The sequence below is a fragment of the Streptomyces sp. bgisy159 genome, assembly GCF_965341775.1.
Taxonomy (GTDB): domain Bacteria; phylum Actinomycetota; class Actinomycetes; order Streptomycetales; family Streptomycetaceae; genus Streptomyces.
In genome coordinates, this window is sequence record NZ_CBDQZH010000024.1 from 41680 (window position 1) to 67135 (window position 25456).

General features: G+C 72.4%; 21 protein-coding genes and 2 pseudogenes. 17 read left to right on the forward strand and 6 right to left on the reverse strand.

What is annotated here, in order from left to right; genetic code table 11:
- Positions 1 to 78 precede the first annotated feature (78 nt).
- The 3 genes and pseudogenes from ACSLTV_RS22545 to ACSLTV_RS22555 all read left to right on the forward strand — a co-directional run bounded on the left by ACSLTV_RS22545 (position 79) and on the right by ACSLTV_RS22555 (position 3410).
- The gene (locus ACSLTV_RS22545) at positions 79 to 2259 is read left to right on the forward strand and encodes a DEAD/DEAH box helicase (RefSeq protein ID WP_435612772.1); all 2181 of its coding nucleotides are present in this window, start codon (positions 79 to 81) and stop codon (positions 2257 to 2259) included.
- Between the two features lie 479 nt (positions 2260 to 2738).
- Positions 2739 to 3023, forward strand: coding sequence for a hypothetical protein (locus tag ACSLTV_RS22550; protein ID WP_435612773.1), 285 nt, complete (start codon positions 2739 to 2741; stop codon positions 3021 to 3023).
- Positions 3005 to 3410: pseudogene (locus tag ACSLTV_RS22555) on the forward strand (DNA-binding protein). Before ACSLTV_RS22550 ends, ACSLTV_RS22555 begins: the two are co-directional and overlap by 19 nt.
- A gap of 252 nt (positions 3411 to 3662) precedes the next feature.
- Here the strand turns inward: ACSLTV_RS22555 and ACSLTV_RS22560 are convergent.
- Together ACSLTV_RS22560 and ACSLTV_RS22565 are read right to left on the reverse strand one after the other, a co-directional pair.
- On the reverse strand, positions 3663 to 4070 hold the full coding sequence (locus tag ACSLTV_RS22560; protein WP_435612774.1) for a PIN domain-containing protein: 408 nt from the start codon (positions 4068 to 4070) through the stop codon (positions 3663 to 3665).
- On the reverse strand, positions 4067 to 4342 hold the full coding sequence (locus ACSLTV_RS22565) for a hypothetical protein (protein ID WP_255980202.1): 276 nt from the start codon (positions 4340 to 4342) through the stop codon (positions 4067 to 4069). Before ACSLTV_RS22565 ends, ACSLTV_RS22560 begins: the two co-directional genes overlap by 4 nt.
- Positions 4343 to 4426: 84 nt before the next feature.
- On the opposite strand from ACSLTV_RS22565, the pseudogene ACSLTV_RS22570 reads away from it, so the two are divergent.
- Both ACSLTV_RS22570 and ACSLTV_RS22575 read left to right on the forward strand, forming a co-directional pair.
- Positions 4427 to 4633: pseudogene (locus ACSLTV_RS22570) on the forward strand (carbohydrate ABC transporter permease); the annotation flags it as partial.
- 157 nt (positions 4634 to 4790) lie between these two features.
- Positions 4791 to 5123, forward strand: a complete 333-nt coding sequence (locus tag ACSLTV_RS22575; protein ID WP_432134805.1) for a hypothetical protein — start codon at positions 4791 to 4793, stop codon at positions 5121 to 5123.
- Between the two features lie 186 nt (positions 5124 to 5309).
- Here ACSLTV_RS22575 and ACSLTV_RS22580 read toward each other — a convergent pair whose 3' ends face one another.
- From ACSLTV_RS22580 to ACSLTV_RS22590, 3 genes are read right to left on the reverse strand one after another with little or no spacing between them, the layout of a single operon-like run.
- Positions 5310 to 8981, reverse strand: coding sequence for a DEAD/DEAH box helicase (locus ACSLTV_RS22580; protein WP_432134806.1), 3672 nt, complete (start codon positions 8979 to 8981; stop codon positions 5310 to 5312).
- Between the two features lie 41 nt (positions 8982 to 9022).
- Complete coding sequence (locus ACSLTV_RS22585; protein ID WP_432134807.1) at positions 9023 to 9979, reverse strand: effector-associated domain EAD1-containing protein; 957 nt, start codon at positions 9977 to 9979, stop codon at positions 9023 to 9025.
- Positions 9976 to 10680 (reverse strand): hypothetical protein, encoded by a 705-nt coding sequence (locus tag ACSLTV_RS22590; RefSeq protein WP_432134808.1) that lies wholly within the window; start codon positions 10678 to 10680, stop codon positions 9976 to 9978. The genes ACSLTV_RS22585 and ACSLTV_RS22590 overlap by 4 nt, the downstream gene beginning before the upstream one ends.
- Before the next feature lie 503 nt (positions 10681 to 11183).
- On the opposite strand from ACSLTV_RS22590, the gene ACSLTV_RS22595 reads away from it, so the two are divergent.
- From ACSLTV_RS22595 to ACSLTV_RS22640, 10 genes are all read left to right on the forward strand, one after another.
- On the forward strand, positions 11184 to 12263 hold the full coding sequence (locus ACSLTV_RS22595) for an SMP-30/gluconolactonase/LRE family protein (protein ID WP_432134809.1): 1080 nt from the start codon (positions 11184 to 11186) through the stop codon (positions 12261 to 12263).
- Positions 12260 to 13693 (forward strand): MFS transporter, encoded by a 1434-nt coding sequence (locus ACSLTV_RS22600; protein WP_432134810.1) that lies wholly within the window; start codon positions 12260 to 12262, stop codon positions 13691 to 13693. Before ACSLTV_RS22595 ends, ACSLTV_RS22600 begins: the two co-directional genes overlap by 4 nt.
- Before the next feature lie 294 nt (positions 13694 to 13987).
- Positions 13988 to 15016 carry an AfsA-related hotdog domain-containing protein gene (locus ACSLTV_RS22605; RefSeq protein WP_432134811.1) on the forward strand — a complete coding sequence of 343 codons (1029 nt, stop codon included), beginning with the start codon at positions 13988 to 13990 and terminating at the stop codon, positions 15014 to 15016.
- Positions 15017 to 15028: 12 nt separating this feature from the next.
- Entirely contained in the window at positions 15029 to 15697 is a 669-nt protein-coding gene (locus ACSLTV_RS22610; RefSeq protein ID WP_435612775.1) for an HAD family hydrolase, read from the forward strand.
- Positions 15698 to 15761: 64 nt separating this feature from the next.
- Positions 15762 to 16466 carry an SDR family oxidoreductase gene (locus ACSLTV_RS22615; RefSeq protein ID WP_432134813.1) on the forward strand — a complete coding sequence of 235 codons (705 nt, stop codon included), beginning with the start codon at positions 15762 to 15764 and terminating at the stop codon, positions 16464 to 16466.
- A gap of 100 nt (positions 16467 to 16566) precedes the next feature.
- The gene (locus ACSLTV_RS22620; protein ID WP_432134814.1) at positions 16567 to 16998 is read left to right on the forward strand and encodes an ester cyclase; all 432 of its coding nucleotides are present in this window, start codon (positions 16567 to 16569) and stop codon (positions 16996 to 16998) included.
- Positions 16999 to 17110: 112 nt separating this feature from the next.
- Positions 17111 to 17380, forward strand: coding sequence for an acyl carrier protein (locus ACSLTV_RS22625; RefSeq protein WP_432134815.1), 270 nt, complete (start codon positions 17111 to 17113; stop codon positions 17378 to 17380).
- Positions 17373 to 18596, forward strand: a complete 1224-nt coding sequence (locus ACSLTV_RS22630) for a beta-ketoacyl-[acyl-carrier-protein] synthase family protein (protein WP_432157464.1) — start codon at positions 17373 to 17375, stop codon at positions 18594 to 18596. Before ACSLTV_RS22625 ends, ACSLTV_RS22630 begins: the two co-directional genes overlap by 8 nt.
- The gene (locus ACSLTV_RS22635) at positions 18593 to 19717 is read left to right on the forward strand and encodes a beta-ketoacyl synthase N-terminal-like domain-containing protein (RefSeq protein ID WP_435612776.1); all 1125 of its coding nucleotides are present in this window, start codon (positions 18593 to 18595) and stop codon (positions 19715 to 19717) included. The genes ACSLTV_RS22630 and ACSLTV_RS22635 overlap by 4 nt, the downstream gene beginning before the upstream one ends.
- Before the next feature lie 454 nt (positions 19718 to 20171).
- Entirely contained in the window at positions 20172 to 21848 is a 1677-nt protein-coding gene (locus ACSLTV_RS22640) for a phytoene desaturase family protein (RefSeq protein WP_435612777.1), read from the forward strand.
- Between the two features lie 201 nt (positions 21849 to 22049).
- Here ACSLTV_RS22640 and ACSLTV_RS22645 read toward each other — a convergent pair whose 3' ends face one another.
- Complete coding sequence (locus ACSLTV_RS22645; protein WP_432134819.1) at positions 22050 to 22820, reverse strand: 3-oxoacyl-ACP reductase family protein; 771 nt, start codon at positions 22818 to 22820, stop codon at positions 22050 to 22052.
- 339 nt (positions 22821 to 23159) lie between these two features.
- Between ACSLTV_RS22645 and ACSLTV_RS22650 the strand changes: the two genes are divergently transcribed.
- Positions 23160 to 24191, forward strand: a complete 1032-nt coding sequence (locus ACSLTV_RS22650) for a Gfo/Idh/MocA family oxidoreductase (protein ID WP_432134820.1) — start codon at positions 23160 to 23162, stop codon at positions 24189 to 24191.
- Complete coding sequence (locus ACSLTV_RS22655) at positions 24188 to 25432, forward strand: ATP-grasp domain-containing protein (RefSeq protein WP_435612778.1); 1245 nt, start codon at positions 24188 to 24190, stop codon at positions 25430 to 25432. Before ACSLTV_RS22650 ends, ACSLTV_RS22655 begins: the two co-directional genes overlap by 4 nt.
- Positions 25433 to 25456 lie beyond the last annotated feature (24 nt).

Here is a 25456-nt window from a genome sequence, read left to right on the forward strand (position 1 = left end):
CAGGGAGCTGCGAATGCCCGTCGAGACCCCGTGTGAGCGGTGGAAAGATGCGGGGAGGGTCGGAGAGGGGCGGGAAGCGTGGGGCGTGGCGAGCGGGACACAGTCGCGAGGGGAACGCGACTGTACGAGGCGGCGCAGGCAGTGGTCGGTGACCATGGAAGGGCAGTGGAGGCGGTACGGGCGGCACTGAAGCCGATCCATGATGCGGCGGTGAAACGGGAACTCGACGCCATTCCCGTCGCTCGGCTGCAGGACGTCACCGAAGGGCGGCTGCGGCTGGGGAGCGTCGAGAAGAGCGGACTGCGCACCGTGGGCAGTGTTCTCGAAGCGGGCCCCTACCGGCTGCGGCAGATTCCCGGTGTAGGGCAGCGCACCGTCGACCAGATGCTCGCCGCCGCCCGCAGGCTCTCCGAGGCTGTGTACGAGACCGTGGCCGTCCACATCGACGTGGACCGGCCGGAACCGCGCACCACCGCGCTCGTCATGGCCCTGCACGTCCTGGTGGAGGCAGGCCCGGACGCCCGGCGTGCGGTCGACAAGGCCACCGTCCTGGCGGAACGGCTCGGTCCGCTACTGGCCGACGCCAGGCCCGCCGCCGGAAGGGTCCGGATGCTGCTGGCCGGCCGGGAGAAGAAGGCTCGCGCGTGGGCGGCGGTCGCCGAGACCCGGTCGCTGGTGGACGAGGCGGAGCAGGCCGGCCTGCCAGAGCTGCTCGCCCAGGCGTCGGTGGACCTGCTCCGGGGGCTCTCGTCCGACGTCGCGGCCTGGGTGGACTTCGAACTCCGCTCCGCCGAGTACTACAGCCTGCTCGCCGAGATTTCCGGGCGGCTGCCGGACGCGGCTGCCGCAGAGGGCTTTCTGCCGGACGAGATTGCGGAGCGGGTACGGACCCAGCACCTCGACGACACGCACCGGCGGGTCTCCCTGCGCGGTTACCAGTCGTTCGGCGCACGGTTCGCGCTTGCGCAGCGCAAGGTGATACTCGGCGACGAGATGGGCCTCGGGAAGACCATCCAGGCGATCGCCGTCCTCGCCCACCTGGCAGACGAGGGGCAGAGCCACTTCATGGTCGTCTGCCCGGCGAGCGTCCTCGTGAACTGGACACGGGAGATCGAGGCCCGCAGCGCCCTTCGCGTCATGGTGCTCCACGGGCCCGACCGGCACGACGCGTTCGCCGACTGGAAGGGGCGGGGCGGGGTGGGGGTGACCACGTTCGACGCACTGCGCGGATTTCCGGCGCCGGGCGGCGGGGAGGTCGGACTCCTCGTCGTCGACGAAGCACACTCCGTGAAGAATCCGAAGGCCAAGCGGTCTCAGTCGGTCGCCCTGTGGGCGGAGCGCTGTGAGCGCAGCCTCTTCATGACCGGAACCCCGATGGAGAACCGGGTCGTGGAGTTCCGCAACTTGGTCCGGATGCTCGACGGCGACGTCGCGGACTCACTCGGTGAACGGGACGCGCTGGCCGGATCGGTCGCCTTCCGCAAGGCGGTGGCCCCGGTCTACCTGCGGCGCAACCAGGAGGACGTGCTGACGGAACTCCCGAGCCTTCAGCAGACCGACGAGTGGGAGGAGCTGAGCGCTTCGGACGAGGAGGCGTACCGCGAAGCCGTGCGCGCGGGCAACTTCATGGCCATGCGCAGGGCCGCGTACATGCGCCCCGAGAAGTCGGCCAAGCTGGACCGGCTTGGGGAGATCGTTCAGGAGGCCGGCGAGAACGGGCAGAAGACGGTGGTCTTCTCCAACTTCAAGGACGTACTGAGCGTGGTGAAAGATGTCCTCGCGGCCGGAACCGCTGGGGCCACTCCGGTGTTCGGTCCGCTGACCGGCGGCGTCCCGGCCCAGCGTCGCCAGGAGATCGTCGACGACTTCGCCGGTGTCCAGGGCCCGGCGGTGCTCCTGGGGCAGATCCAGGCAGCGGGCGTCGGCCTCAACATGCAGGCTGCCTCCGTAGTCGTCATCTGCGAACCCCAGATCAAGCCGACCATCGAACATCAGGCGGTGGCCCGGGCCCACCGTATGGGCCAGGTCAGGCCGGTTCGCGTGCACCGTCTCCTCGCCACCGGAGGCGTGGACGAACGCATGGTGAAGATGCTGGAAGCCAAGACGCGCCTGTTCGATGCCTACGCCCGCCGCAGCGTCGTGGCCGAAGCCACCCCGGACGCGGTCGACGTGTCGGACACCGAGCTGGCACGTCGCATCGTCGAGGAGGAACAGGCACGTCTGGGTATGGCGGACGAGAGGTCCACGCCATCCGAGTGAGGGTGCCCTCCGGTCCGCAGCCAGTCCGCAGGACACCCGTAAACGGCCGTCGGGAGCCAACGCACTCCAACTAGGAAACCCTAGGTCAGGGCCCTGCGCAGGGCTCCGTCGCAGGTCAGGATCAGGCCGCAGACATTCCGCTTCAACGTGTAGCGGCTGACATATCACCACGTTGCTGATCTGGCAAACATGCAGGTCAGAGAGGGTCCGACTCTTCGGGGTCGGGCCCTTGGTTTTTTTCCCGTGCTGGGATGGTGCTGGGATAGCTGACCCCTCGTCACCTGTCATCACCCCTGCTCATCCCTACCGTGCTGGGATTGTGCTGAGATGGGATGAGAAGCCTGTGCTGGGTTTCGGGCAGCGATCTCCCGATGCGGCAGTTGGGCGGGTGGGGCGGTATCCGCACGACTTCTTCACGACTCCGGGGCTGCGCAGATTCGATCCGTGGTGCTTTTCCTACTCGTTTGGCACATATGGGCATGGGTGAGACGACGTACGGCATCGGGGAAGGCCCGGCGACGCGGGTGAGCCTGTCGCTGCCGGAGGGGACCGCGGAGGCGATCCGGGCGCGGGTGGGGAAGCGGGAGTTCTCCGCGTTCATCGCCGAGGCGGTCGAGCGTGAACTGCGCGGGCAGGGCCTGGACGAGTACCTGGCGGACTACAAGAGCCGCAAGGGGCCGGTCTCCGAACAAGCACGTCAACGAGCGCGGCAGGTCTTCGACGAGGTGTTCGCCGAGGAGGCCGAGTGGCCCGCCGCAGGCTGAGTCACGAGGGGGCGCTGGCCCTCGACAGTGAGGTACCTTCGCAGCTGCTCGCCGACGACGAGCAGGTGGTGGCTCTGATCGCTGAGGCGCGCTCGCGCGGCATGGAGGTCGTGATCAGTGCGCTCACCATCATCGAAGCCGTCCATTCCCGTACCAACAAGTCCCGCCTGAACTGGGTGCTCTCCGGGCTGCGAGTCGTCCCGGTGGGTGGCGAGGGCGGCCTCGAAGCTGCTGATGAACGCCGGCTTGCACGGACACAGGTACGCAATCGATGCGGCGGTCGCCGAGGTGGCACTGCGGCAGCATCGCCCCGTGGCCATGCTGACGTCGGATATCGACGACATGACCAAGCTGTGCGGCGAGAGGGTCCGGCTCGTGGCGGTGTGAACTCCCCTGGCTCGCTTTCAACCTGGTGATCAATACCCGCCGCGCTGCCGGGCACCACAACATCGCCGTGGGGCCTTCCCCCGACCAGAAGTCTCCTCGCACCGGCATCCCTGCCCCTGCTGCCCAGCCGCCGCCACATCGGCGTGCTGCGCGTGTGCAGCGCGTCGGCCGCACACCCTCAGCAGTGGGCGCGATGAGCCGTGAGCGATGTCGGCACGGCCTGTCTTCGTCGTAGAGGGGCGAACACCGATCTCAGACGTCCTTGATCTGCACGCGGTCGCCGCACAATTTCGACCAGTCGTCGCGGTCCGAGGTCAGTACCAGGACGGGCGCCGGGGAGCGGAGCGCCATCGCGGCGACGAGGGCGTCGATGGCGTACTTGTGGCCGTGCAGGCCACCGGCGTCGGCCAGCAACTGCACCGCGGTGAGGCTGTCCGCCTGGGTGACGTCCTGGACCTGAAGACGGGAGAGAAGCCAGCGCAGCCGGGCGGTGTCCGTCCTCCCGTAGACGGCCTCCACCACCGTCAGGGCCGACACGAGGACGGGCACGCCTACGCGCCGTGCGGCCTCGATCCGGGTGACCATCTGGCGGTCGTTACGCAGCAGTAGCGACAGTGCCTGGGAGTCCAGAACCAGGGACCTGGCCGCGGGCTCCTTCACGCGGCGCTGTCGTTCGACGCGTACGGCGCCGGTGCGTCACCGAACAGTTCGTGCTGCGCGGCCTGGATCTCGGCTTCGCTCAGCGGTTCGTGCTCAGCTTCGTAGGCGGCCACGATCTCGGCGAGGCCGTCCATCGCGAGTTGATGCCGGACCGCCGCGGTCACATACGCGGACACGCCGCGCTTGCCGGTGCGGGTCCGCAGGGCACCGAGGAGTTCCGAGGGCATCGAGACGGAGATGTTCTCCGTGCCGCCGGGGCGGGGTGACTTCATAGGGGCCAGTCTAGTACAGGAACTATTACATCGAGTGGGATGCTGGGCGGCCCGTATCCGGCGGCGTAGTCTCGGCGCCATTGCAACGACTTCTACATCCCGTTCCTGTACATGCCCTCCGAGGACCTGGGCACCATGTCGACCGCCCTGTTCCGCTTCAAGGGCCCCTTCGGCGCCCACTGGGAGGACATCTCGGCCGGCGCGATCCTCGTCATCCTGCCGACGCTCGTCATCTTCCTCTTCCTCCAGCGCTACATCTACAACGGCTTCGCGCGAGGCGCCACGAAGTGAGCCTGGCCCGTCCGCCCGCCGCCCGGTTCCGCCCCTGCCCGCGCCCGGTTCCGCTCCCCGGCACCCGGTTCCGCTCCGGCCCACGGCGCGGGACGGGCCGAGGGCGCCGGCCGTACCGGCCGCGGCACCGGCGCGGGCAGCCCTCCTCGACGAGCGGGTGACCCCGCGCGCCTTCCCGCACGCCCTCGCGAGCCCGGACGGCGGCCCTGGACGGCTGCGGGGCGACGGCTCGGGCAACGGGGCGACGCTCCAGATCGTCGCCGACGACGTCTGCTTCGAGTACAACGTCCCGCTGGCCGACACCGGCGGGCGGGAGGTCAGGGCGCCCTTCAGCGCGTTCGCGCCCGCACCCTGGGACACCGCCCACGCCGGAGCCGTGCTCGACGCGGCCCGTCTCGCCGAGGTGACGGCGTTCAACCTGTACCTCGGCCGCGGCGGCGGCGCGGCGACCGAGGGTGTCGTGTACGTGGACGCGATCAGGGCGGAGTGACCGGCGCGGCTTCGCGCCGTGGCCCGTGCTGGAGGCCGGCCCTGATCGCACGCGGAGCGCGCCGGCGGGTGGCGCGTGTCAGGGCCCGGCCCGGACCTTCCGGCAGGTGGGCGGCCGGTGTGTGTTCCTCCGGCGTTCCGGCCGCCCCCTGTCGTCGTCACGCCCCGATCCCCGGGGCGCGGGGTGTCACCAGTCGCGGCTGATCGACGACACCCGGATCTTCCGGAGCTCCTCCACCACGTGGTCCGGCGAGAAGGCGTGCTGGAGGTCCTGTACGAGATGCGCCAGGGTCTGCAGCACGTACTCCATGGTCACGAACCGGGCCTGGGTGCCCCGCTCCTCCAGCACCCTGCGGGCGCCGGAGTCCGCGCCGCGCACGATGACCCGGGCGGGCCGGCCCGCCACGGCCTGCGCGCCCTCGGCCGTGAGCGCGAACTGCAGGGGGACCATGATCTCGACGGTGGCCCCGGTGCCCGGGGCGGTCCAGACGGACACCGCGAACCCGCCTTCCATCGCCGTGTCCGTGGCCTGGACCCTCATGTCCCGTACGGTCTCGCACAGCCGGTCCAGGTACGCCTTGGCCGTCTCGGCGTTGTCGAGGTCGCGCGAGAGCTCCGCGAACGTCTCGCCCTCCGTGCCCGGAATGGTCTCCCCGGCCACCTCGCCGCCGACCCGTTCGAGCTGTTTGCGCTCGTCCTGAATCCGGCTTTCGATGGTCTTCCGGATGGCCTCGCGCTCCTGCTCGTCGAGCACCGCCTTGATGACGTCCTCGTTCACGAGGTCGGACAGCGGGTTGAGCTCGTCCCGGTCGGCCAGCTTGGCGAGGCGTTCGCGGTGCAGCGAGGGGATCCGCATCTTCGAGACGCGCGCGAGCCAGGTCGGCAGCCCCGATTCGACGCGCTGTGCCAGCGCGTGCATGCGGAAGGAGTGGTCCGAGCCGTCCTCGCCCACGCAGAGTTCGGCCGCGGCCCGCAGGTACCCGGCGACCTGTTCGCAGAGCTGCTCGACGTCCGCGTAGTACAGCTTGACCGACGGCGCCCGCCGTTTGCCGCGGTCGGGCTGCTCGGACGACTGGACCACGCCGCCGATCCGTTTGGCCATCTCCTCGTACGGAATCCCGTTGAGCCACTCCCACGCGACGACCGCCCGCAGGAGCGCGTTGGCGTCCTCCATCGTCAGCGCGTCCTCGTCGACGGTCAGGAGCCGGCGCAGGTCGTCGGAGATCTGCTGGTTGTTCTCGCTGAGCAGCCGGTCCGGTACGGCAGGCCCCTTGGCGGCTATGTAGCGGAGGGAGAAGTAGCGCTTCGTCGGCTCCTCGGCCGAGTCCTCCGGCAGGCAGTGCGCGCACAGGAGGGTGAGGACGGCTCCCTTGAGCGAGGGCATGTGGTTGCTCGTGGGCTGTCCCGGCAACGCGACCCAGGCGGTGACCCGCTGTACCGACCGGGCCTTGAACGCGTGCCACAGCAGGTCCAGATTGCCCTTGTTCTCGATCGCGAGGCGCGCGAGCTGCTGCAGGTCCGCCGCGTCGTCCAGTTCCAGGCCCGACTGGCCGAGTGCCTGACCGAGCGGGGACAGCGACAGCACCTCCTCGCCGCCCCGGTAGCCTTCGCCCTCGCTGAACGTGATCAGGTTCCGTGTCTCCAGCTCCCGCAGTACGTCCTCGGCGCCGGGGATGTCGGGGGAGTCGGGTTCGTAGGAGATGAGGAGTCCGCCGAGGATCTCCGAGACCCGGTCGAGCCACTGGCGCCGGGTGAGCCCGCTGCGTCCCTGGCAGAGCACCTGGAGAACCAGACCGCTGATCTGGAGGGTGTCCCGGAACTGGGAGCGGACCCTGAGCGAGCGTTCGGTGCTGTTGACGAAGGTCCGGTACACGCCCTCCTCGGTCGAGAGCGCCTTGACCTGGTCCGGGCCCAGGCCGTCGATCTCCTGGAGGTCCCTCTGGGAAGGCACCAGGATGTAGAACTTCCCGAGCTGGTCCGTCACCGTCTTCTCGAGCCGCCGGCCCGCTCGCCCGCCCTTGTTGTCCAGATCGGCGGCCGGCAGCAGGCGCCGCATCCGGTTGGCGCCCTCACCGCCCCAGCCGGAGACGCTCGTCGCGATGACGACGTCGGCGGGCAGGTTGAGCCCCACGGCCAGGGTGTCCGTGGCCACGATCACCCGCAGCAGCCCGTCGGGCTCCCTGAACTCCTCCTCCACCTGGCGCCGCAGGGTGGGCGCCAGAGCGGCCGTGTGGAAGGCGACGCCGTGCCGCAGACCTCGCATGACCAGGTCGTGCAGGGGCAGATCCGAGTTCCTGAGCCGCTCGTACAGATGGCCCGCGTCGTCCCTCGCCTGCGACTCCGGCCCGTGGTAGCGGCCGAAGTGCCAGGGCGAGCCGCGCCGGCCGACCGGCTTCTGACCGCTGGTGCCCTGCAGCAGGTCCTGAATGGCCAGCGCGAGACTCTGTGCGATGGTGCGGCCGGGGACGAAGACGATGATCCGCTTGTCCGGATCCTTCATCAGGGTGTGGACGACCAGGGCGGCCGCGAGCGGCGCGGTGGAGAGCCTGCTTCCGGGCAGTCCCTCGAAGCGCAGGGAGAGGGCCTTGGCGTGCTTGTCGCGGATGTCGCCGAGATCGTGCGGCTCCTCGTAGGGAGGCGGGGGTGACTGGTGGTCGCCGGGCATGCTCAGCAGGTGGGCCTTCTCCTGCACCAGCCAGCGCCGCGGCCCCACCACGTAGGTGTCGAGCGGCACCGGCCGCACGTTGGTGAAGTGCTTGCGGAGCAGGCGGTCGTGTCCCAGCCACCGCTCCAGCGTCTCGCCCGCCGCCGGCGAGAGCGCGGCCGACAGGCCGAGGAGAGCCGGCTGCTGGTCGCGGGGGAGCATCTTCACCAGCGTCAGCAGGGCCTCCAGCTTGGCGGCCCGCTCGCTGCGCTCCGCCAGCATCTGGAGTTCGTCCACCACGAGGAGGGCGCTGCGCCGCAACGGCGACAGCCGGTGCACCAGATACACCCCGAGCTTCTCGTAGATGGCCAGCGCGACGTCGTACGAGCCGGCGCCGACGGGACGGTCGTTCTCCGGGTAGTCCCGTGAGGCCGGGTAGACGAGCAGGCCCTTCATGTCGGGGACGCTGCCCTTGAGCGCCTGCCACTCGGAGTGTTCCTGGGTCACCAGGGCCTTGATGGGCAGCAGCATCATCGACGTCTTCCCCGAGTTCACCGCCATCGTCATGCCGAACCGGGCCAGGGTGGTCTTGCCGCTGTTGGTGACGGCGTAGATGAGGCCCACCCCCCGCTGGTCGACGATCTCCCGGCACAGGATGAGCAGCCGCTGCTGGAAGTCGGACAGTTCCTCCCAGGAGCCGAGCCGCTCCTCCCAGCTCTCCAGCAGCGCGTTCCGCAGGTCCGGGCGGTCCCCGGCGGGGAGCAGTTCGCCGTAGCCGCGGATGGTGGGCGCCATGGTGCCGATCAGAGCCTCGGCCGCCTCGGGAGGGGGCTCCGTGAGCGGCACGGGGTCGGGGGCGGGCTCCTCGGGGCTGTCCAGTCTGGCGAAGACCGACTGGTGGTTGGCCGTCTGGTCCTGGTTCGCCAGCCGGGCGAGATCACGCCAGTCGAGGGACACGGCTCCCGATTCGGCCCGTTCCCGGATGTGCTCCCAGAAGTCGGCCTGGCTGGCCGCGTCCGGCGGGTACTGCGCCGGCGGGAAGTTCAGGTCGCGCAGAAACCTCTTCCTGGCGGTGAGGTCCAGATACGCGGCACTCAGCCCGCCGCGCAGCTCTTCCCAGTCGCTCTTCGCGATGTCCCAGGTGATCGGGCCCGTCACCACCTCGTCGGAGAGGTCGTCGGCTGTCGGCTGCTCGGACGCGTCGTTGAATGGCATGACGGCTCCTGTGCGAGACGTGGATCAGTGGTGCGGGTCGTTCACGCCGTGCCGGGCAGGACGATGAGCTGCGTCTGGACGCTGCGGCACGGGGCTGCCTGGTTGACGGTGTCCTGGGCCGCGAAGCGGGCGGCGGCCCCGATGGCCCGCGCGTCGGCGGGGTGGGCCGAGGCCGCCAGTTCGCGGTAGAAGGCGGCGGCGAAGAGGACGGAGCACTCGGCGTCCAGCCTGCCGCGGTGGGCGATGACGACGTCGGCGTACGGAGTGAAGAGTTCCGCCACCTCCTGGCCCTCGCAGGACCGCAGGACCAGCGCGCGCAGGCGGTGACCGCGGTGCTCGGCGACGAGCCTGAGCGTGTTGCGCAGATCGTCCGCGGCCAGGTGGTGCGCCTCGCCGCCGGCGTCCTCCAGGATCAGCTCGTCGCGCGTGCCGTGGCAGGCCAGGTGCAGCACATGGGGCAGGATCGAGCGGATCTCCCCCAGATCGGCGCCGCCGGCGGCCGGGAAGGGCCTCATGTCCAGGCGCCCGCCCTCCCTGACGGCCGCCCGCAGTTCGGCGCTCGCCCTGGTGGCGCCGTAGCGGGCGGGCTCGGCGCCGAGCAGCATCACGCGCAGGCGCTCGTCCGTCGCTCGCCCCGGCGCCGCCGACGTGGCACCTGCCGGCACTGCCGACGTGGCACCCACCGGAGCCGCCGGTGCGGCTGCCGCCCGCTCCGGGCGGGCACGGGACGCCGCGGCGAACACGGGATGGAAGGGGTGCTCGTCGTGCGCCTTCGCCAGGATGCGGGTCCGGCCCGCCGCCATCACCCCGCCCTCCAGCTCCGAGGAGACCTGGCCCCAGAAGTCGCCCATGGTGTCGGCCCCGGCCGGGATCGCCCACGCCGGGAACCCCGCGGAGCGCAGCATCCGCCGGGCCCGGCCCGCCGAGTGGTAGACCTCGGCCAGTGCCTGCACCTCCTGCCGGCGCAGGGGCGCGCCGTCCGGGTCCGGCGGTGTCACAGGAACGCCTTCAGCCGCAGCGGATCGGGCAGTTCCCGGCTGTACCGGCGCAGCAACGGCTTCTCCACCCCGGCCGTCACCGTGCATCGCAGCTCCGTGTCGGTGCCCGCGCCGCAGCGCACGACGAGGCTGAGCGGGTAGGTGCCGGTGAGTTCGGTCGCCGTGGTCGGCCTGAAGTCCCAGGCCGGGGTGGAGCCGCCCAGGTCGAGCGCCTGGACGAGGGGCTGGTTGGTCGTGTAGCCGACGGTCCGCGTCATCTCGCCGAGGGAGGCGTCCGCGCCGAGCAGGGAGAGCTGCGGTCCGAGGCGGCGTACACGTTCGACCTGCACGGGGTCCGTCAGCCGGATCGGGTCCATGGAGTGGGCGACGGGCTTGGGTCCCCAGCCGGAGGTGAGGTGGAGGGCCACGTTGGCGAACTTCAGGCGGGGCCCGCGGACGTGGGGGACGAAGGTGAGGGACAGCCGGACCAGGTGGTGCTCGTAGAGGGCGGCCTGTTCCTCGGCGTACCGGGCGAGTTCCGGGTCCGCGGCGAGTTCCTCGGGGGTCAGGCGGACGGCGTGCGGCCCGCCGAGCCGGAGACGGCCGGCGAGGGCCTCGGGCTCGCGGCCCGGCGAAGGCTCCTGACCGGACCCTCGCGTGGGGTCGTCGGCGTTCAGGACTAAGTCGTACGTCGTCAACCGAGGATCAATGAGCTCGATCACCAGCCACCCTTTCAGGGACGGAGGAAGGCCGGGATGGACTGCGGAGCCGCGGCTTCGGCCGGTGCGCAGGCGTCGACGGCTCTCCCGAGTTGTCCCCGCGTGTCCCCCTGGTGTGCAAAAGGCTACCCATAGTGGGTGGTTGAGGATATGACTTTGCCGCCACTCGCCGATGTCCGCTCGCGATCGGCTCCCTCACCCCGGGACGGATCACCCGTCGGCAAGGGGCGAACACCGGTCCCGGGCGCCGGACCGGCGGCCCGCTACCTCCAAGGTGACATCCCCACTGCGCCCTAGGTGGCCTGGGGAAACGCCGGACGCGCGCCTAGATTCGGACTGTCGCAAGAGAGCAAGTGAGCACGTCTGCCGCTGAGTTGTCGCTCTGCCCGCCGGTTCTCGCCAGTCGTGGCCCGTCGTAGGGGTCCGCCGGGGTCCGGTGACTCGTCCCGCCGCGGTCCGGAGCAGTGAGTCTCCGCAACCGCCCCCACCCCGACGAAAGGAACGCAGTGTCCCGCACCCTGCCGCTACGAGCTGCCGTCGCCTCAGCGGCCGTTCTCGCGACGATCGCCCCGATAGGCCTCCCGGCTTCCGCCGCCGTGGCGCAGCCGTCGTCCTCGCACTCGCACTCGGCCGCCGGCTGGTGGCGGGGGCCGCAGGTCATCGACAGCCGCGCCGCCGACGTCTACCCCGAAGGCATCGCCTGGGACCCGACGCGCCGCGCCTTCGTGGTCGGGTCCGCGCTGCGGGGCGACCTGTCGGTGATCGGCATGGACGGCACCGTCACACAGCTGGCCCCGAGCATCGGCATGGTCTCCACCCTCGGCGTGCGGGTGGACACCGCCCGCAACCGCATCATCGTGGCGTACAGCGACTTCTGGATCCGCCAGCGCCTGGACGTCGGCGACCAGCCGCCCACCTCCGGCGTGGCGATCTTCGCACTGGACACCGGCGAGCTGCGGCGCACGATCGACGTCGCGGGCGGGCGCGAGCGGACCTTCGCCAACGACCTGACCTACGACGACCAGGGCAACATCTACGTCACGGACTCCGTGTCCGACACGGTGCAGCGGATCGACCCGCACGGGAACGTCACCCCGCTGGTGACCGACCCCCGGTTCGCCGCCGACATCGTCGGCCTGAACGGCGTCGTCTGGCACCCGCGCGGCTATCTGCTCGCCCTGCGCTACGACACCGGCGTCATGTACCGCATCGACCCGAAGGCCCCGGCGCACCGCAGGGTGACCGAGGTACGGCTGCCCCGGCCGCTGGTCGGCACCGACGGGCTCGGGCTGCGCCGGGACGGTTCCCTGATCGTGGTGACCAACTCCATCGGTGAGGCCGTCGGCGCGCCGGGCGGCGTGGACGCCGTCACGGTCCTCGACTCCCGGGACGGCTGGCGCAGCGCCACCGTCCGCAGCCGCACCGAACCCTGGCCGACCGGTGGCCCCACCACGGTCGCGCTGACCCCGTACGGCGACTACGTGCTCAGCGGCCAGGTCGGCGAGGTCCTGGCCGGGCGCACCTCGGACCGGATCACCCTGCGGCGCGTGCCGTGCCCCCCCACGAGCAAGGAGAAGAACCGATGACCACCGACGGCCGCATGTCGACGTGGGCGTTGATCGCCACGTCCGTGCCCATGTTCATGGTGTCGCTTGACAACCTCATCGTCACCAACGCGCTGGCGGAGATCGGCAAGGAGTTCGAGGTCAGGCAGTCCGAACTCCAGTGGGTGATGAACGGCTACGTGCTCGCCTTCGCCGGGCTGCTGCTGGCCGGCGCCGCGCTGGGTGACCGGTTCGGCCGACGCCGGGTGTTCCTCACCGGCGTCACCCTGTTCACCGCCTCGTCGGTGGCCTGCGCCCTGGCCGACTCCGTGGGCACGCTGGTCGTCGCCCGGGTGCTGCAGGGCGCGGGTGCGGCGGCCATCCTGCCGGTCTCGCTCACGCTGGCCGTCGCCGCGGTGTCGCGGGAGCGGCGCAACCTGGCCGTGGGCGTGTGGGGCGGGGTCAACGGGCTCGGCATCGCGATCGGCCCGCTCGCCGGCGGTCTGGTCACCGAACAGATCCACTGGTCCTGGATCTTCTGGATCAACGTGCCGGTCGGTGTCCTCGCGCTGCCCCTCGCGCTGTGGGCGGTCAAGGAGAGCCGGGGCGCCGAGCGGGAGCTGAACGTCGTCAGCATGGTGCTGGTGACCGGTTCGGTGGTGTCCGCCGTCTGGGGCATCGTCTCCGCCGCCGACCACGGCTGGACGGCGTCCGCCACCGTGATCGGGCTGTCCGCCGCGCTGGTGCTGGCGATCGCCTTCGTCCTGTCGGAGCGCGCCAGCAAGGCCCCGCTGATCCCCTCGCACATGTACCGGGTGCCCGCCTTCGTGCTGAGCAACGTCGTCTCGATCACCATGTACTTCGGGGTCTTCGGGTCGATCTTCTTCCTGACGCAGTTCCTCCAGGGCCCGATGGGCTACTCGCCCTTCGAGGCCGGGCTGCGCACCCTCCCGTGGACCGTCGCGCCGATGATCGTCGTGCCCGTCGCCAGCCAGTTCGTGGACCGGATCGGCGGCGGAGTGCTGCAGGCGGCGGGCTGCGCCCTCCAGGGCGTCGGCCTCGGCTGGATCGCCGTGATCGTCACCCCCGACGTCGGGTACGGCGCCATGGTGCCGGCCCTCGCCCTGGCCGGTGTCGGCATGGGCCTGGTCTTCGCGGGCAACCCCGCCACGGTCATCTCCTCGGTGCGCGAGAGCGAGCACAACAAGGCGTCCGGAGTGAACAACACCAGCCGCGAGTTCGGCGGCGCGCTGGGGGTGGCGGCGCTGACCACCGTCTTCAGCCACCGGTTCACCGACAACTCCTCCGGCGACCCGATGGCCGCGTTCACCGACGGCCTGGAGGCCGCCCTGTGGATCGGGGTGGCCGTGGTGATGCTCGGCGCGGTGAGCGGTCTGTTCATCCGGCGCGGCGCGGCCCACGCCGGCGAGGACGCCGTCCAGCAGGCCCCGGCGACGGTGCCGGTCGGCTGACGCCGGCGACGGTGCCGGGCGGCTGAACCCGGCCCCGGTCGCGGTGCGCGGTCGACGTCGGCCGCGGTCGCGGCCGGCCGGTCCGGGCACCCGCCCGGCCGGCACCCCGGCGAAGGTCCGGCGGCGGGCACCGGCCAGGAGGCCGGCCCGCCCCCGGCGGCCCTCGCCGGCACGGTCCCGGCCGGCCGTCCCCCTCGGCCGGCCAGGTCCGGCCGGTTCCGGTCCGGCGGTCATCCCCCGTCGGCCGGACCGGAACCGGCGGAACACCCAGAGAACTGGTTTGGAGGGAAACTGATGACCACCCAGGTGACGGAAGAAGCCACGCCGTCCGTGGTCCCCGCCGTCGAGTACGGGCGCACCATCGAGCGCTCCCTCGCACACCGCTCCGCGATCTCCGAGGTCTTCGTCACCGACGTGCGGACCGTGCGGCCCATGGCGGTGACGGCCGGGATCCACCTGCCGCTGACCCACCTGTACTACAGCGACCACCGGCAGCGGCCCAGGCTGCACGACGCGCTGCTGCTGCTGGAGGCCGGCCGGCAGGCCGCCATCGCCGGCTCCCACACCAACGCTGGGGTCCCGGTCGGCACCCTCGCGATCGTGGACGCCTTCCAGTTCTCGCTGCGGAACCTGCCCGCGCTGCGGATCGGCCACGAACCCGGGGCGCCCCGCGTCGACACCGACTTCTTCGGCCGGACCGCCCGGCACAGCGGCCGCTACCGCAAGGGCCGCCTGGAGCAGCGGATCTTCCTGGGCGAGACGCACGTCGCCGACCACTCCATGGACGTGCTGTTCCTCAAGAACCACGAGAACGAGATCCTGCGCCACGCCCAGCGCGGCACCCCCGCGCCGCTCAGCTCCCAGCTCACCGAGACGCCCGGCGCCGTCGAGCGGATCGCCCCGGAGCGGGTGGGCCGCGACAACCCCCTCAACGTCGTCCTCGCCGACCCCCGGTCCACCGGCGGGACGGTCACCGCGAGGGTCGTACCGCGCCTCGACAACCCGGCGCTGTTCGACCACGCCTACGACCACCTGCCGGCCATGACCCTGGTGGAGGCCGCCCGCCAGCTGGCGCTGCTCAGCGCGGGCGCCACGGGCGACGCCGGCGCCCCGCGCCACGCCGTCGGGTTCGACGGCCGGTTCCACCGCTTCGCCGAGCTCGACGTGCCGCTGACCGCCACCGCGCACCGGGTGGCCGCGGACGCCGCCGGCACCCGGCACGAGATACGGGTCCGCTTCCGCCACGACACGGAGGACCTCGCGGAGGAGATCGCGGAACTCACCGTCACCGTCGTCGACGCCTCCCACATCAACGGAAGCTGAGGAACCCCCGCCATGACCGACAACGAGCCCGGCACCGCACCGCCCCGACTGGCCGTCTGGTCCGACTTCGGCGGCGTCCTCACCCCTCCGCTGAGCCACACCATGGCGAGGTTCTGCGCCGCGGCCGGCCTCGACCAGCAGGGCGTCGCACGCGCGGTGGCCACCGTCACCGCCCGGTACGGCACCACCGACATCATGGAGCCCATCGACACCCCGCTGGTCACCGAGGAGGAGTGGCTCCGCGAGATTGGTGACGTGCTGGAGAGCGAGCACGGCGTCACCCTCCGCCTGACCACGATGGCCGACGCCTGGTTCGACGGCCGGGAGACCAACCACGCCTGGGTGGCGCGGCTGCGCAAACAGCGGGACCGGGGCGCGTTCGTCGGGATGCTGTCCAACATGGTGCCCACCTGGGACCGGCACTGGCGGCGGATGATCGACCCCGCCGGGCTCTTCGACGAGGTGCTGCTGTCGTTCGAGGTGGGCCACCGCAAACCGTCCCCCGGCATGTTCGAACTCGCCGCCGCGCGGGCCGGCGTCCCCGCGGAGCGCTGCGTCCTGGTGGACGACCTCGCGCACAACTGCGCCGGCGCCGAGGCGGCCGGCTGGCGGGCGGTGCTCTTCACCGACGCCGACAGCGCGGGCGCCGAGCTCGACGCCCTGTGGGACGCGGCCGGATGAGCCGGCCGGACCCGATGCCACCAGCAGGCCCGCAGCGACAGCGCAGAAGCAGAAGGAGACGCACATGAGCCGGTCCGTCCTCGTCACCGGTGGCAACCGGGGCATCGGACTCGCCACGGCACGGGTCCTGGCGGCCGAGGGCCACAAGGTCGCCATCACCTACCGCAACGGGGAACCGCCGCCCGGCTTCTTCGCCGTACGGTGCGACGTGACCGACCCGGCCCAGGTCAAGGCCGCCGTGGAGGACGTCACCGTTCAGCAGGGCGCCGTGGAGATCCTGGTGTCCAACGCCGGCATCACCCGCGACCAGCTGCTGATCGGCATGCCGGAAGAGGACTTCCGGGCCGTGATGGAGACCAACTTCCAGGCCGCCGTCGGCGTCACCCGTGAGGTCGTACCGGCGATGATCAAGGCCCGGTGGGGGCGGCTGATCTACATGTCGTCCATCAACAGCATGTCCGGCGCACCCGGCCAGACCAACTACGCCTCCGCGAAGGCCGCGCTGATCGGCTTCGCCCGGTCGCTCGCCATCGAGGTGGGCCGACGCAACATCACCGTGAACGTGGTGGCCCCCGGCATGATCGAGACCGACATGGTCGAGAACGTCACCGACGCCCGCCGGCAGGCCGCCCTCGCCAGGACCGCCCTGGCCCGCACCGGTACGGCCGAAGAGGTCGCCGCCGCCGTGCGCTTCCTGGCCGCCGACGACGCCTCGTACGTGACCGCGGGCGTCATCCCGGTCACCGGCGGACTGGGCGCCGGGCACTGAGCCCGGCCGCCTCCGCCGCCCGCTGACCCACCGTCACACCAACCCGTTCCGCACCTTCCGTTCCGCACCTTTCTTCCACACACTCCTGAGGAGAACCGTCATGAGCGAGGCTCTCGACCTGTCGATGAACATGGGCCTGATCTTCAACGACCTCGACGAGGAGGCCGCCCTGAAGTACGTCGCCCCGGAGTTCGTCGACCACGAGGCGCAGCCCGGCGTGCCGAACGGCCCGCTCGGCTACCTCGGCACCGCCCGCTGGGTGCACAGCGCCTTCGCCGGCGCCACCTGGGAGCACCTGGACAGCTTCTCCGAGGGCGACCGCGCGGTCCTGCGGCTGCGCTTCACCGGCAAGCACACCGGTGACTTCCTCGGGATCGCCCCGACCGGGCGCGACGTGGACGTCGAGCAGACCCACATCTACCGCATCGAGAACGGCAAGGTCGTCGAGCACTGGGGCTTCCGCCAGGACCTGCTGATGCTGACCCAGCTCGGCGCCATCACCCTCAAGCCGCCGACTCCGGCCGCCGCCTGACCCCGGGGACGTCCGCCGCGCGCACCTGTGCGCCGCGGACGTGCGCCGTCGAAACAAACCGACTGACCGACCCGCCCGACCGACCACCGAACGACCCACGAAGGGACCTCTCATGACCGTGCAGAGCATGGAACCGGCCACCGACCTCCGGCTCCGAGTCATCGACATCGTCAACGAGGAGCTGGAGCTGGAGGACGGTGAGCTGACCGAGGACGGCCACTTCATCGAGGACTACGACAGCGACTCCCTCACCCTCATCACCGTCGTGTCCCGAATAGAGAAGGAGCTCGGCCACGTCCTGCCCAAGGAGGAGCTGGAGTCCCTGACCACGCTGCGGGCGCTGCTGGCGGCCGTCGAGGGAATCGCAGCCCCGAATGCCTGAGTCCGCCCCGCGCCGAGTCGTCATCACGGGGCTCGGAGCGGTCAGCCCGGTCGGTATCGGTGTGGACGTCTTCGCCGATGCCGTCCGGGCCGGCCGGGTCGGCATCGGGCCGATCCGCAGCTTCGACGCCACCCCGTTCCACAGCCGCAAGGCCGCCGAGGTCGACGACTTCGACCCGGCCGCCGTGCTGCGCCACCTCGACCCCGAGCGGTGGGGCCGCAGCGCGCTCCTCGCCGCCGCGGCCTCCCGCCTCGCGGTCGAGGACTCCGGAATCGACCCCGACACCCTCTCCGCCGGCCGGTCCGGGTCCATCATGGGCACCACCAGCGGCGAGTCCGCCGTCGCCCAGAGCCTGGGCGGCCAGTGGGTCACCCAGGGCCTCAAGGGTCTGGAGCCCCGCCTGGTGGGCCAGTTGCCGGCCGGTCAGATCGCCGGCGCCGTCAACGCCGAACTCGGCCTGTGCGGCGACGCCCAGACCATTCCCACCGCCTGCTCGGCCAGCAACTACGCGCTGGGCTACGCCTACGACATGGTGCGCTTCGGCGAGGCCGACTTCATGCTGGCCGGCGGCGCCGACTCGGTGAACCGGCTGACCCACGCCGGGTTCTACGCCCTCGGCGCCATGGCCACCGACCTGCCGCAGCCGTTCGACGCGAACCGCTCCGGCATCATCACCGGCGAGGGCGGCGCCGCGCTGCTGCTGGAGCCCCTCGACCACGCGCTGGCCCGCGGTGCCCGGATCTACGCCGAGGTGCTGGGGTACGCCGCCAACTGCGACGCCGACCACATGGTGCACCCGGACGCCGGCTCCATCGCGGCCTGCATCGAGACCGCCCACCGCAACGCCGGCGTCACCCCGGACCAGATCGACTACATCTGCGCCCACGGCACCGGAACCCCGACCAACGACGCCACCGAGGTGCGGGCCGTCCGGCAGGTCTTCGGCGACCGGCTGCCGCCCATCAGCTCCATCAAGTCGATGCTCGGCCACACCATGGGCGCGGCCAGCGGCTTCGGCGCCATCGCCTGCTGCACCGCACTGGAGCAGGGCTTCCTGCCGCCCACCGCGAACCTCGTCGAGACCGACCCCGAACTGGGGCCCGGTGTGGACTGCGTCCCCGGCCGGGGACGGGACGCGCGGCCGGCCATCGTGCAGAACCACGGCTTCGCCTTCGGCGGCAACAACGTCATCACCATCCTCGGGAGGTACACGTGACCACGGCCGCCCCCGTGCGTCCCCTGGCGGTCGTCGGCGCCGGAGTGGTCTCCAGCGCGGGCTACGGACTGGCGGCCCTGGGCGGGCTGCTGGACCGGGAGCCCGCGCCGGTCCCCGACACCGACGCGGACGCGGCGTACCCGCCCCTGCCGGTCCGGCCCGTCGCCGGCTTCAGGGCCGCCGACCACCTGGGCCGCAAGGGCACCAAGAACCTCGACCGGCTGGCCGGGCTCAGCCTGGTCGCCTGCCGGCAGGCGCTCCAGGAGGCCGGGCCGGCGGCGGACGGCGGCCGGCCGGACCGCACCGGCGTGGTGCTCGCCACCAACACCGGTTCCATCGCCGGATACTCCGACCTGCTGTACGAGACGCTCACCCTGGACAAGCCGTATCTCATCAACCCGGGGAAGTTCGCGGGCAGCGTGATGAACTGCAGCGCCGGGCAGATGGCCATCCGGCACGGGCTCAAGGGCCTCAACGCCACGGTGGCCGGCGGGCGCAGCGCCAGCCTCTACGCCTTCCGGCACGCCCGGCTGGCGATGGCGGCCGGGCGTGCCGACCGGCTGCTGGTCGGCGGGGCCGAGGAGCTGAGTGCCCCGGCGGCCTGGGCCTGGCACCACGCCGGGACGCTGCGGCCGGCCGCCTCGGTCGGCGAGGGCAGCGCCGTGTTCGTCCTCTCGGCCGCGGCCGAGGAGCCGGCGCCGGCGGACCTGCTGGCCTGCGAGGTCGGCTTCCAGGGCTGGACCGGGACCACCGGGCGGGCGGGGCGGCGGCAGGGCCTCGCGCAGGGACTGTCCGACGCCATCACGCGGGCGCTGGAGCGCAGCGGGGTGAGCGCCGACGAGGTCGGTGTCGTGTCCCTGGGCGCCACCCACCACGTCGGCCTCGACCGGCTGGAGGAGCGGGCGGTACGGCTGGCGCTCGGCCGGGTGCCGAGGCGGCTGCGGGTCACCGAGGCGCTCGGGGAGACCTACAGCGCCAGCGGTGCCCTCCAGCTCGCCGCGCTCCTCGCGCACTGGCACACCCACCCGCCCCGCCCGGACGGCCCGCCCCCCGTCGGCCTGGTCACCTCCATCGGCCACGACGGCAACACCGGCGCCCTCCTGGTCCGCGCCCGCCCCTGACCGGCGCCCCGCACGCCGACGACGACGGGCCGCGCCCGGCACGGACGTGAGCCCGCACGGACGTGAGCCCGCACGGCCGGCCCCGGCCGGGGCCGGAGGGCGTCGGGGTGCCGCCGCCGTCGGCCGGCCGGGGCGGGCCTCCGCGCGTCGTCGCGGTGGCGCCGGACGGGGCCGGCTCGCCGGCGGGTGCCGGCCGTGCTCGGGTCAGCGGACGGCGGAGTCGTCGTCGCCGCGGTCTGGCGAAGGCGCCGGTCGGCCGTCGGCGGCGGCCGGGCGCCCGCACGTCCCGCGGGCTGTGCCGCATGCGGTGGCGTCGTCGACGCGCCGGAGCGGCCGGGCGCCCGCGGCCTCACCCATGTCCCCCCGGAGCCCCCATGAGCTCCCTTCGGACTTCCCCGGGAGCCCCCGCGGGAGTCCGGGGATCCGCACTACGAGAACAGGATGGTTGACCTGCATGCTGAAGCGGGACGAGTGGGACGCCATTGTCGTCGGGAGCGGCATGGGCGGGCTGGTGTGTGCGGCGTACCTGGCCGTGAGCGGCCGGCGCGTCCTCGTGCTGGAGCAGCACGACGTCGCCGGCGGCAACAGCCATGTCTTCCGGCGCCGCAGAGCGTACGAGTTCGATGTGGGCGTGCACTATCTGGGCGACTGCGGACCCGACGGTGTGCTGCCGGCGATCTTCTCCGGGCTGGGCCTCGGTGACCGGGTGACCTACCGCGAGATGGACCGGGGCGGCTTCGACCGGATCGTGCTGCCCGGCCTGACGGTGGATGTGCCGGTCGGCTGGGAGGCGTACACCCGGCGGCTGACCGAGGCGCTGCCCGGGGAGGCGGAGGGGCTCACCCGGTTCACCGCCGTCTGCGAGGCGGTCGCGCAGGAGACCCGGGGGCTGCTGCTCTCGGACGGTGAGCTGTCCGTGGCCGACCTGATGGCCCGCACGCCCGTGAGCGCCGAGTGGGGGCGCCGTACCCTCGCCGACCTCTTCGACCACTGCGGTCTCGGCCCGCGCGCCCGCACCGTACTGGCCGCCCAGTCGCCCAACTACGGGATCGGCCCGCGCGAGGCCGCCGTCTCCACCCACGCGGCGGTCACCGACCACTACCTGCGGGGCGCCTACTACCCCGAGGGCGGCGGTCAGGTCCTGGCCGCCGCGCTGGTCGAGGCCCTGGAGGCGCACGGCGGGGAGCTGCGGACCAGGAGCCGGGTGGCCCGCATCCTCGTCAAGGACGGCAGGGCCACCGGCGTGGGAATGACCGACGGCGAGGTCCTGCGCGCCCCCCTGGTGGTGTCCAACGCCGACTACTCGAGGACCGTGTTCGACCTCGTCGGCGAGGAGCACTTCGGCCGCCGCGTGGTGAACCGGACCCGCCAGGCCCGGATGGCGCTCCCCCTGGCCACGCTCTACATCGCGCTCGACACCGAACTGCCCGCGCGTCCCAACGCCAACCTCTGGTGGTACCGGGACGACGACATCGAGGGCTACTACGACCGGGTGGCGCGGGAGAGCATCACGCCCGTGCCCTTCCTGTTCGCGTCGTTCGCCTCGCTGAAGGACCCGGGCACCGCCGCCGTCTGCCCGCCGGGCCACAGCAACTTCCAGGTGATGACGCTGTGCCCGCCCTCCTACGAGTACTGGGGTGTGGGCGCCGGCCCCGCGGCCGGTGAGCGCTACCGCCGCAACACGGTCTACCAGCGGCGCAAGGCCGAGCTGACCGAGGCGATGCTCGGCGCGGCCGAGGAGGCGCTGGGGCCGTTCCGCGACCACGTCGTGCACCTGGAGACGGCCACCCCCATCACCCACGAGCGCTACATCCTCGCGACCGGCGGCACCCCCTACGGCCTGGCCCAGTGGGGCGGGGTGGGCAACCGCCCCGACACCCGCACCACCGTCGAGGGCCTGCACATGGTCGGCACCAACACCCGCTACGGCACCGGCATCACCGGCTCCGCCGTCGGCGGGATGGCCTGCGCCGCGCAGATCCTGGGGCGCGGGCTGCTCGCCGAGGTCCACCGGGGCGCGCTGCTCGGCGACCCGGACCTGCTGCCGGCGCGCGGCGCCGACTGGGACCCGCTGGCGGTGTCCCGGGGCGCCGGCCGCCGGAGCGCCCGCGGGCTGGCCCGTATCGGCTGACGCCCCGTGTGCGTGGCGCGCATCCGCCCGGCCGGGGTGACCCGGCCGGGCGTCCGGCGTGCGCGCGTCCGGCGGGGCGCACGCGAAACGGTCCGTGAGCCGGAGATGTCCCTCCCGCTCACGGACCGGTGCCGTCCTGCGTGCCGTGCCCGTCGTGGCTGCCGGGCCCGTCGTGCGTGCCGTACCCGGCGCGCGGGCCCGCTACTTGGGCCGGCCGGTGCCCAGCTGGCCCGCCCAGCCGCCGTCGACCCGCAGCAGCTCGCCGGTGACGTAGGAGGAGTCCGGGCCGGCCAGGAAGGACACCGCGCCGGCGACCTGCTCGGGCGTCGCGAACTCGCGCAGCGGCAGCTGGCGCTTGATGGCGCGGCCGCCGTCCTTCTCCAGCAGCCCGCCGATGAGTTCGGTCGCGGTGAAGCCGGCGAGCACGGCGTTGACCCGCACCTCGAAGCGGGAAAGCTCGATCGCGGCGGCCCGGGTGAACGCGTTCACGGCCCCCTTGGAGGCCGAGTAGTTGGACTGCCCGATCCAGCCGCCCTCGCCCATGACCGAGGAGATGTTGACGATGTTGCCGTCGCGCTGCGACATGAAGTGCCCGGCCACCGCCCGGGTGCAGTGGTAGACGCCGCCGAGGTTGACCTTCAGCACCTCCCACCAGTCCTCGGGGTCCTGGTCGTGGACGAGCCCGTCACGGGCCACCCCGGCGTTGTTCACCAGGATGTGCAGTCCGCCGAGGCCGGCCATGGTCTCCCGCACCAGCCGCGCGGCCTCGTCGGCGTCCGCCACGTCGGCCCGCACGGCGACGGCCCGCCCGCCGCGCGAGGTGATCTCCTCCACCGTGCGCTCGGCCTCGTCCTTGCGGGAACGGTAGTTGACGGCGACCGCGGCGCCGTCGGCCGCGAGGCGGACCGCGACGGCCCGCCCGATGCCCCGGGAGCCGCCGGTGACCAGAGCCACCCGACCTTCGAGCGTCATCAATCGTCTCCTTCTCCAGTCGCGTCGACGAATCCGGCCGATTCATCGAGGGGTGAAACAGAAGGTGAAACAGAAGGGTGAAACAGGGATTGCATCCACGCGGCCGATCAGAATGCGCCGATCCACCGTAGCGAGTTTCCCGGGCGCCGCGGCGTTCCGGCCAATGCCACCTTGGCGAGACCCGTGTTCCTTTCGAGGTATTTCCCCTGGCAGCGGGTGTTCCAGGTGGACTGCCGCGGGCTGCGGGAAATGGTCTGGCCGGTTTTCCCGGGTCGCTGGGAAGGTCGTTTCAGGACGAAATCGAGGGGAGGTACATCGACGATGAGCGGGAAAAGCGAAATGCCGTCCGTGATCATCGGATACGGGCACGCCGGCCGCGATCTGCACCACCGCGCGCTGCGGGACGTCACCGGCGGGCAGCCGCAGGTGATCGCCGTCGACCCCCGGCCCGCCGAGGTGGCGGGCGGGCAGTGGGTGCCGGACGTCAGGAGCGCCGTCACGGCGCTGTGGGCCGGCGGACACCGGGTGGCCGACGCCGTCTTCCATGTGACGGTGCCGCCGGACGCCCACCGGGACTGCCTGGAGCAGCTGGTGTCCGTCGGCGCCCGGCACTTCATCCTGGAGAAGCCGATCGCGGCCACCGTGCAGGAGGCCGCGCACCTGGTGGACGTCGCGGAGGTCACCGGTGCCGTCGTGCTGCCGATGAGCGTCTGGCCGGCCAGCCGGGTCACCGAGGCCGCCGAGGACCTGGTGGCGGCCGGGCGGATCGGTGAGCCGGTCTCGTACCACATGGAGCAGAGCAAGCCCCGGTTCCGCCGTTCGCTGCAGACCCGGGGCCACGCCAGCGCCTTCGAGGTGGAACTGCCGCACCAGCTGCTGCTCGCCCTGCACCTCGCCGGGCCGGTGGCCGAGGTGAGCGCCGCGCGCGGCTGGGACCTGCCGCTGCCGTCCGGGTCGCTGCCCCGGCTGGGCGGCGCCGAGGTCCGGCTGCGGCACGACTCGGGCGCGCTGACCACCCTGTACACCGATCTGTCCTCGCCGGTGCGCCGTCGCCGGCTGCACATCCAGGGCACCGAGGGCACCCTCGTGGCGGACTACCCGGTCTCCGGCGACGACGACTTCGGCCAGGTCCGGATCGCCGGCCGCCCGGTCCACCAGGTCGTCCAGGACGCCCCGCTGACCCGGTTCGTCGCCCAGGCGTACGCCCACTTCCGCGGCGAGGGCCCGGCACCGCACTGCGGGCTCGCCCAGCACCTGGAGTCCATGGAACTGCTCGACACCGCCCGGTCCGCCGCCTTCCCGGACGCCGGCGTCCCGGGCCCGCAGGAGGGCGAACCCTCGGGGCCCGCTCAGGAAGGCAGGGCGGCATGAGTACCGTACTGATCGTCGAGCCCCGCTCCTCCGGGCTCGAACTCGTGGTGCGCGCACGGGAGCTGGGACACACCGTGCTCGTCCTCGCGGCCGGCGCCGCGCACGGTGGCGGCGGCCACATCCACACCGAGGCCGGACGCGAGGCCCGCGCCCGCGCCCACCGGGTGATCAGCGCCGACACGGCCGACCGGGCCGCCGCCCTCGCCCGGATCCGCGCCCTGCACGCCGATACCCCGCTGGACGCGATCCTGCCCGGCTTCGAGCACTACGTGCAGCTCGCCGCCGACGCCGCCGCGGCGCTGGGCCTGCCCGGCATCGACCCGGACGGCGTGGCGCCCCTGCGCCACAAGCACCGCATGCGCCGGGCCCTCGACGCGGCCGGCCTCGACCAGCCCGGCCACCGGGCCGTCTCCTGCGAGCGGTCCGCGGCCGCCGCCTACGCCGAGCTGGGGCCGGTGTGCGTGGTCAAGCCCGTCGACCAGTCGGGCAGCCTCGACGTACGCAAGGTCCGCTCCGCGCGGGAGGCCCGCGAGGCGTTCCGCGGTGCGCGCCGCTCCGGCCGGGCGGGCGGGACGCGCGGCACCGGCCTGGTGCTGGTCGAGGAGTACGTGGAGGGACCCGAGTACAGCGTCGAGGGGTACGTCGAGGACGGCCGGGCGCACGTGCTCGGCATCACCGAGAAACTCCTCGGCGCCGAACCGCACTTCGTCGAGGTCGGGCACATCGTCCCGGCCCAGCTGACCGCGTCCCCGGCCCGCCGGATCGAGTCGTACATCACCCGGGTGCTCGTCGCCGTCGGGCTGCGCATCGGCCCGTTCCACGCCGAGGTGCGGATGTCCGGGCGCGGCCCGCTGCTGATGGAGGTCGCCGCCCGGCTGCCCGGCGACCGCATCCCCGACCTGCTGCGCCTCGCCCGCGGCCACGACCTCTACGAGATCATGCTGCGCTGCTACCTGGGCGTGCCCAACCCGGAGCCGGCCGCGCCCCGCGGCAGCACCCGCGCCGGCATCCGCTACTTCCTGCGGCCCGGCCTGGACAGCTACCGCGAGTTCCGGGTCGACCCCGAGCTGCGGTCCGACCCCCGGGTGCGGGAGATCGGGGTGCTCCTGCCGCCGGGCAGCGCGCTGCCCGACCCCGGCAGCTCGGCGGGCCGGCTCGGCTACGTGCTGGCGTCCGGCGCCTCGTACCGGGAGACGGCGGGGCTGCTGCAACGCGCCGAGGCATCCGTCACGTTCAGCTGACACGCCCCGCCGCGACCGCCCGTT

What these genes read in the sequence shown, in the direction of transcription:
- ACSLTV_RS22620 (WP_432134814.1), top strand. Translation starts at nt 16,567, where the DNA reads ATGAGCGAGGCTCTCGACCTGTCGATGAACATGGGCCTGATCTTCAAC.
- ACSLTV_RS22655 (WP_435612778.1), top strand. Translation starts at nt 24,188, where the DNA reads ATGAGTACCGTACTGATCGTCGAGCCCCGCTCCTCCGGGCTCGAACTC.
- ACSLTV_RS22565 (WP_255980202.1), bottom strand. Translation starts at nt 4,342, where the DNA reads ATGAAGTCACCCCGCCCCGGCGGCACGGAGAACATCTCCGTCTCGATG.
- ACSLTV_RS22610 (WP_435612775.1), top strand. Translation starts at nt 15,029, where the DNA reads ATGACCGACAACGAGCCCGGCACCGCACCGCCCCGACTGGCCGTCTGG.
- ACSLTV_RS22630 (WP_432157464.1), top strand. Translation starts at nt 17,373, where the DNA reads ATGCCTGAGTCCGCCCCGCGCCGAGTCGTCATCACGGGGCTCGGAGCG.
- ACSLTV_RS22650 (WP_432134820.1), top strand. Translation starts at nt 23,160, where the DNA reads ATGCCGTCCGTGATCATCGGATACGGGCACGCCGGCCGCGATCTGCAC.
- ACSLTV_RS22645 (WP_432134819.1), bottom strand. Translation starts at nt 22,820, where the DNA reads ATGACGCTCGAAGGTCGGGTGGCTCTGGTCACCGGCGGCTCCCGGGGC.
- ACSLTV_RS22615 (WP_432134813.1), top strand. Translation starts at nt 15,762, where the DNA reads ATGAGCCGGTCCGTCCTCGTCACCGGTGGCAACCGGGGCATCGGACTC.
- ACSLTV_RS22600 (WP_432134810.1), top strand. Translation starts at nt 12,260, where the DNA reads ATGACCACCGACGGCCGCATGTCGACGTGGGCGTTGATCGCCACGTCC.
- ACSLTV_RS22605 (WP_432134811.1), top strand. Translation starts at nt 13,988, where the DNA reads ATGACCACCCAGGTGACGGAAGAAGCCACGCCGTCCGTGGTCCCCGCC.
- ACSLTV_RS22640 (WP_435612777.1), top strand. Translation starts at nt 20,172, where the DNA reads ATGCTGAAGCGGGACGAGTGGGACGCCATTGTCGTCGGGAGCGGCATG.
- ACSLTV_RS22580 (WP_432134806.1), bottom strand. Translation starts at nt 8,981, where the DNA reads ATGCCATTCAACGACGCGTCCGAGCAGCCGACAGCCGACGACCTCTCC.
- ACSLTV_RS22550 (WP_435612773.1), top strand. Translation starts at nt 2,739, where the DNA reads ATGGGTGAGACGACGTACGGCATCGGGGAAGGCCCGGCGACGCGGGTG.
- ACSLTV_RS22625 (WP_432134815.1), top strand. Translation starts at nt 17,111, where the DNA reads ATGACCGTGCAGAGCATGGAACCGGCCACCGACCTCCGGCTCCGAGTC.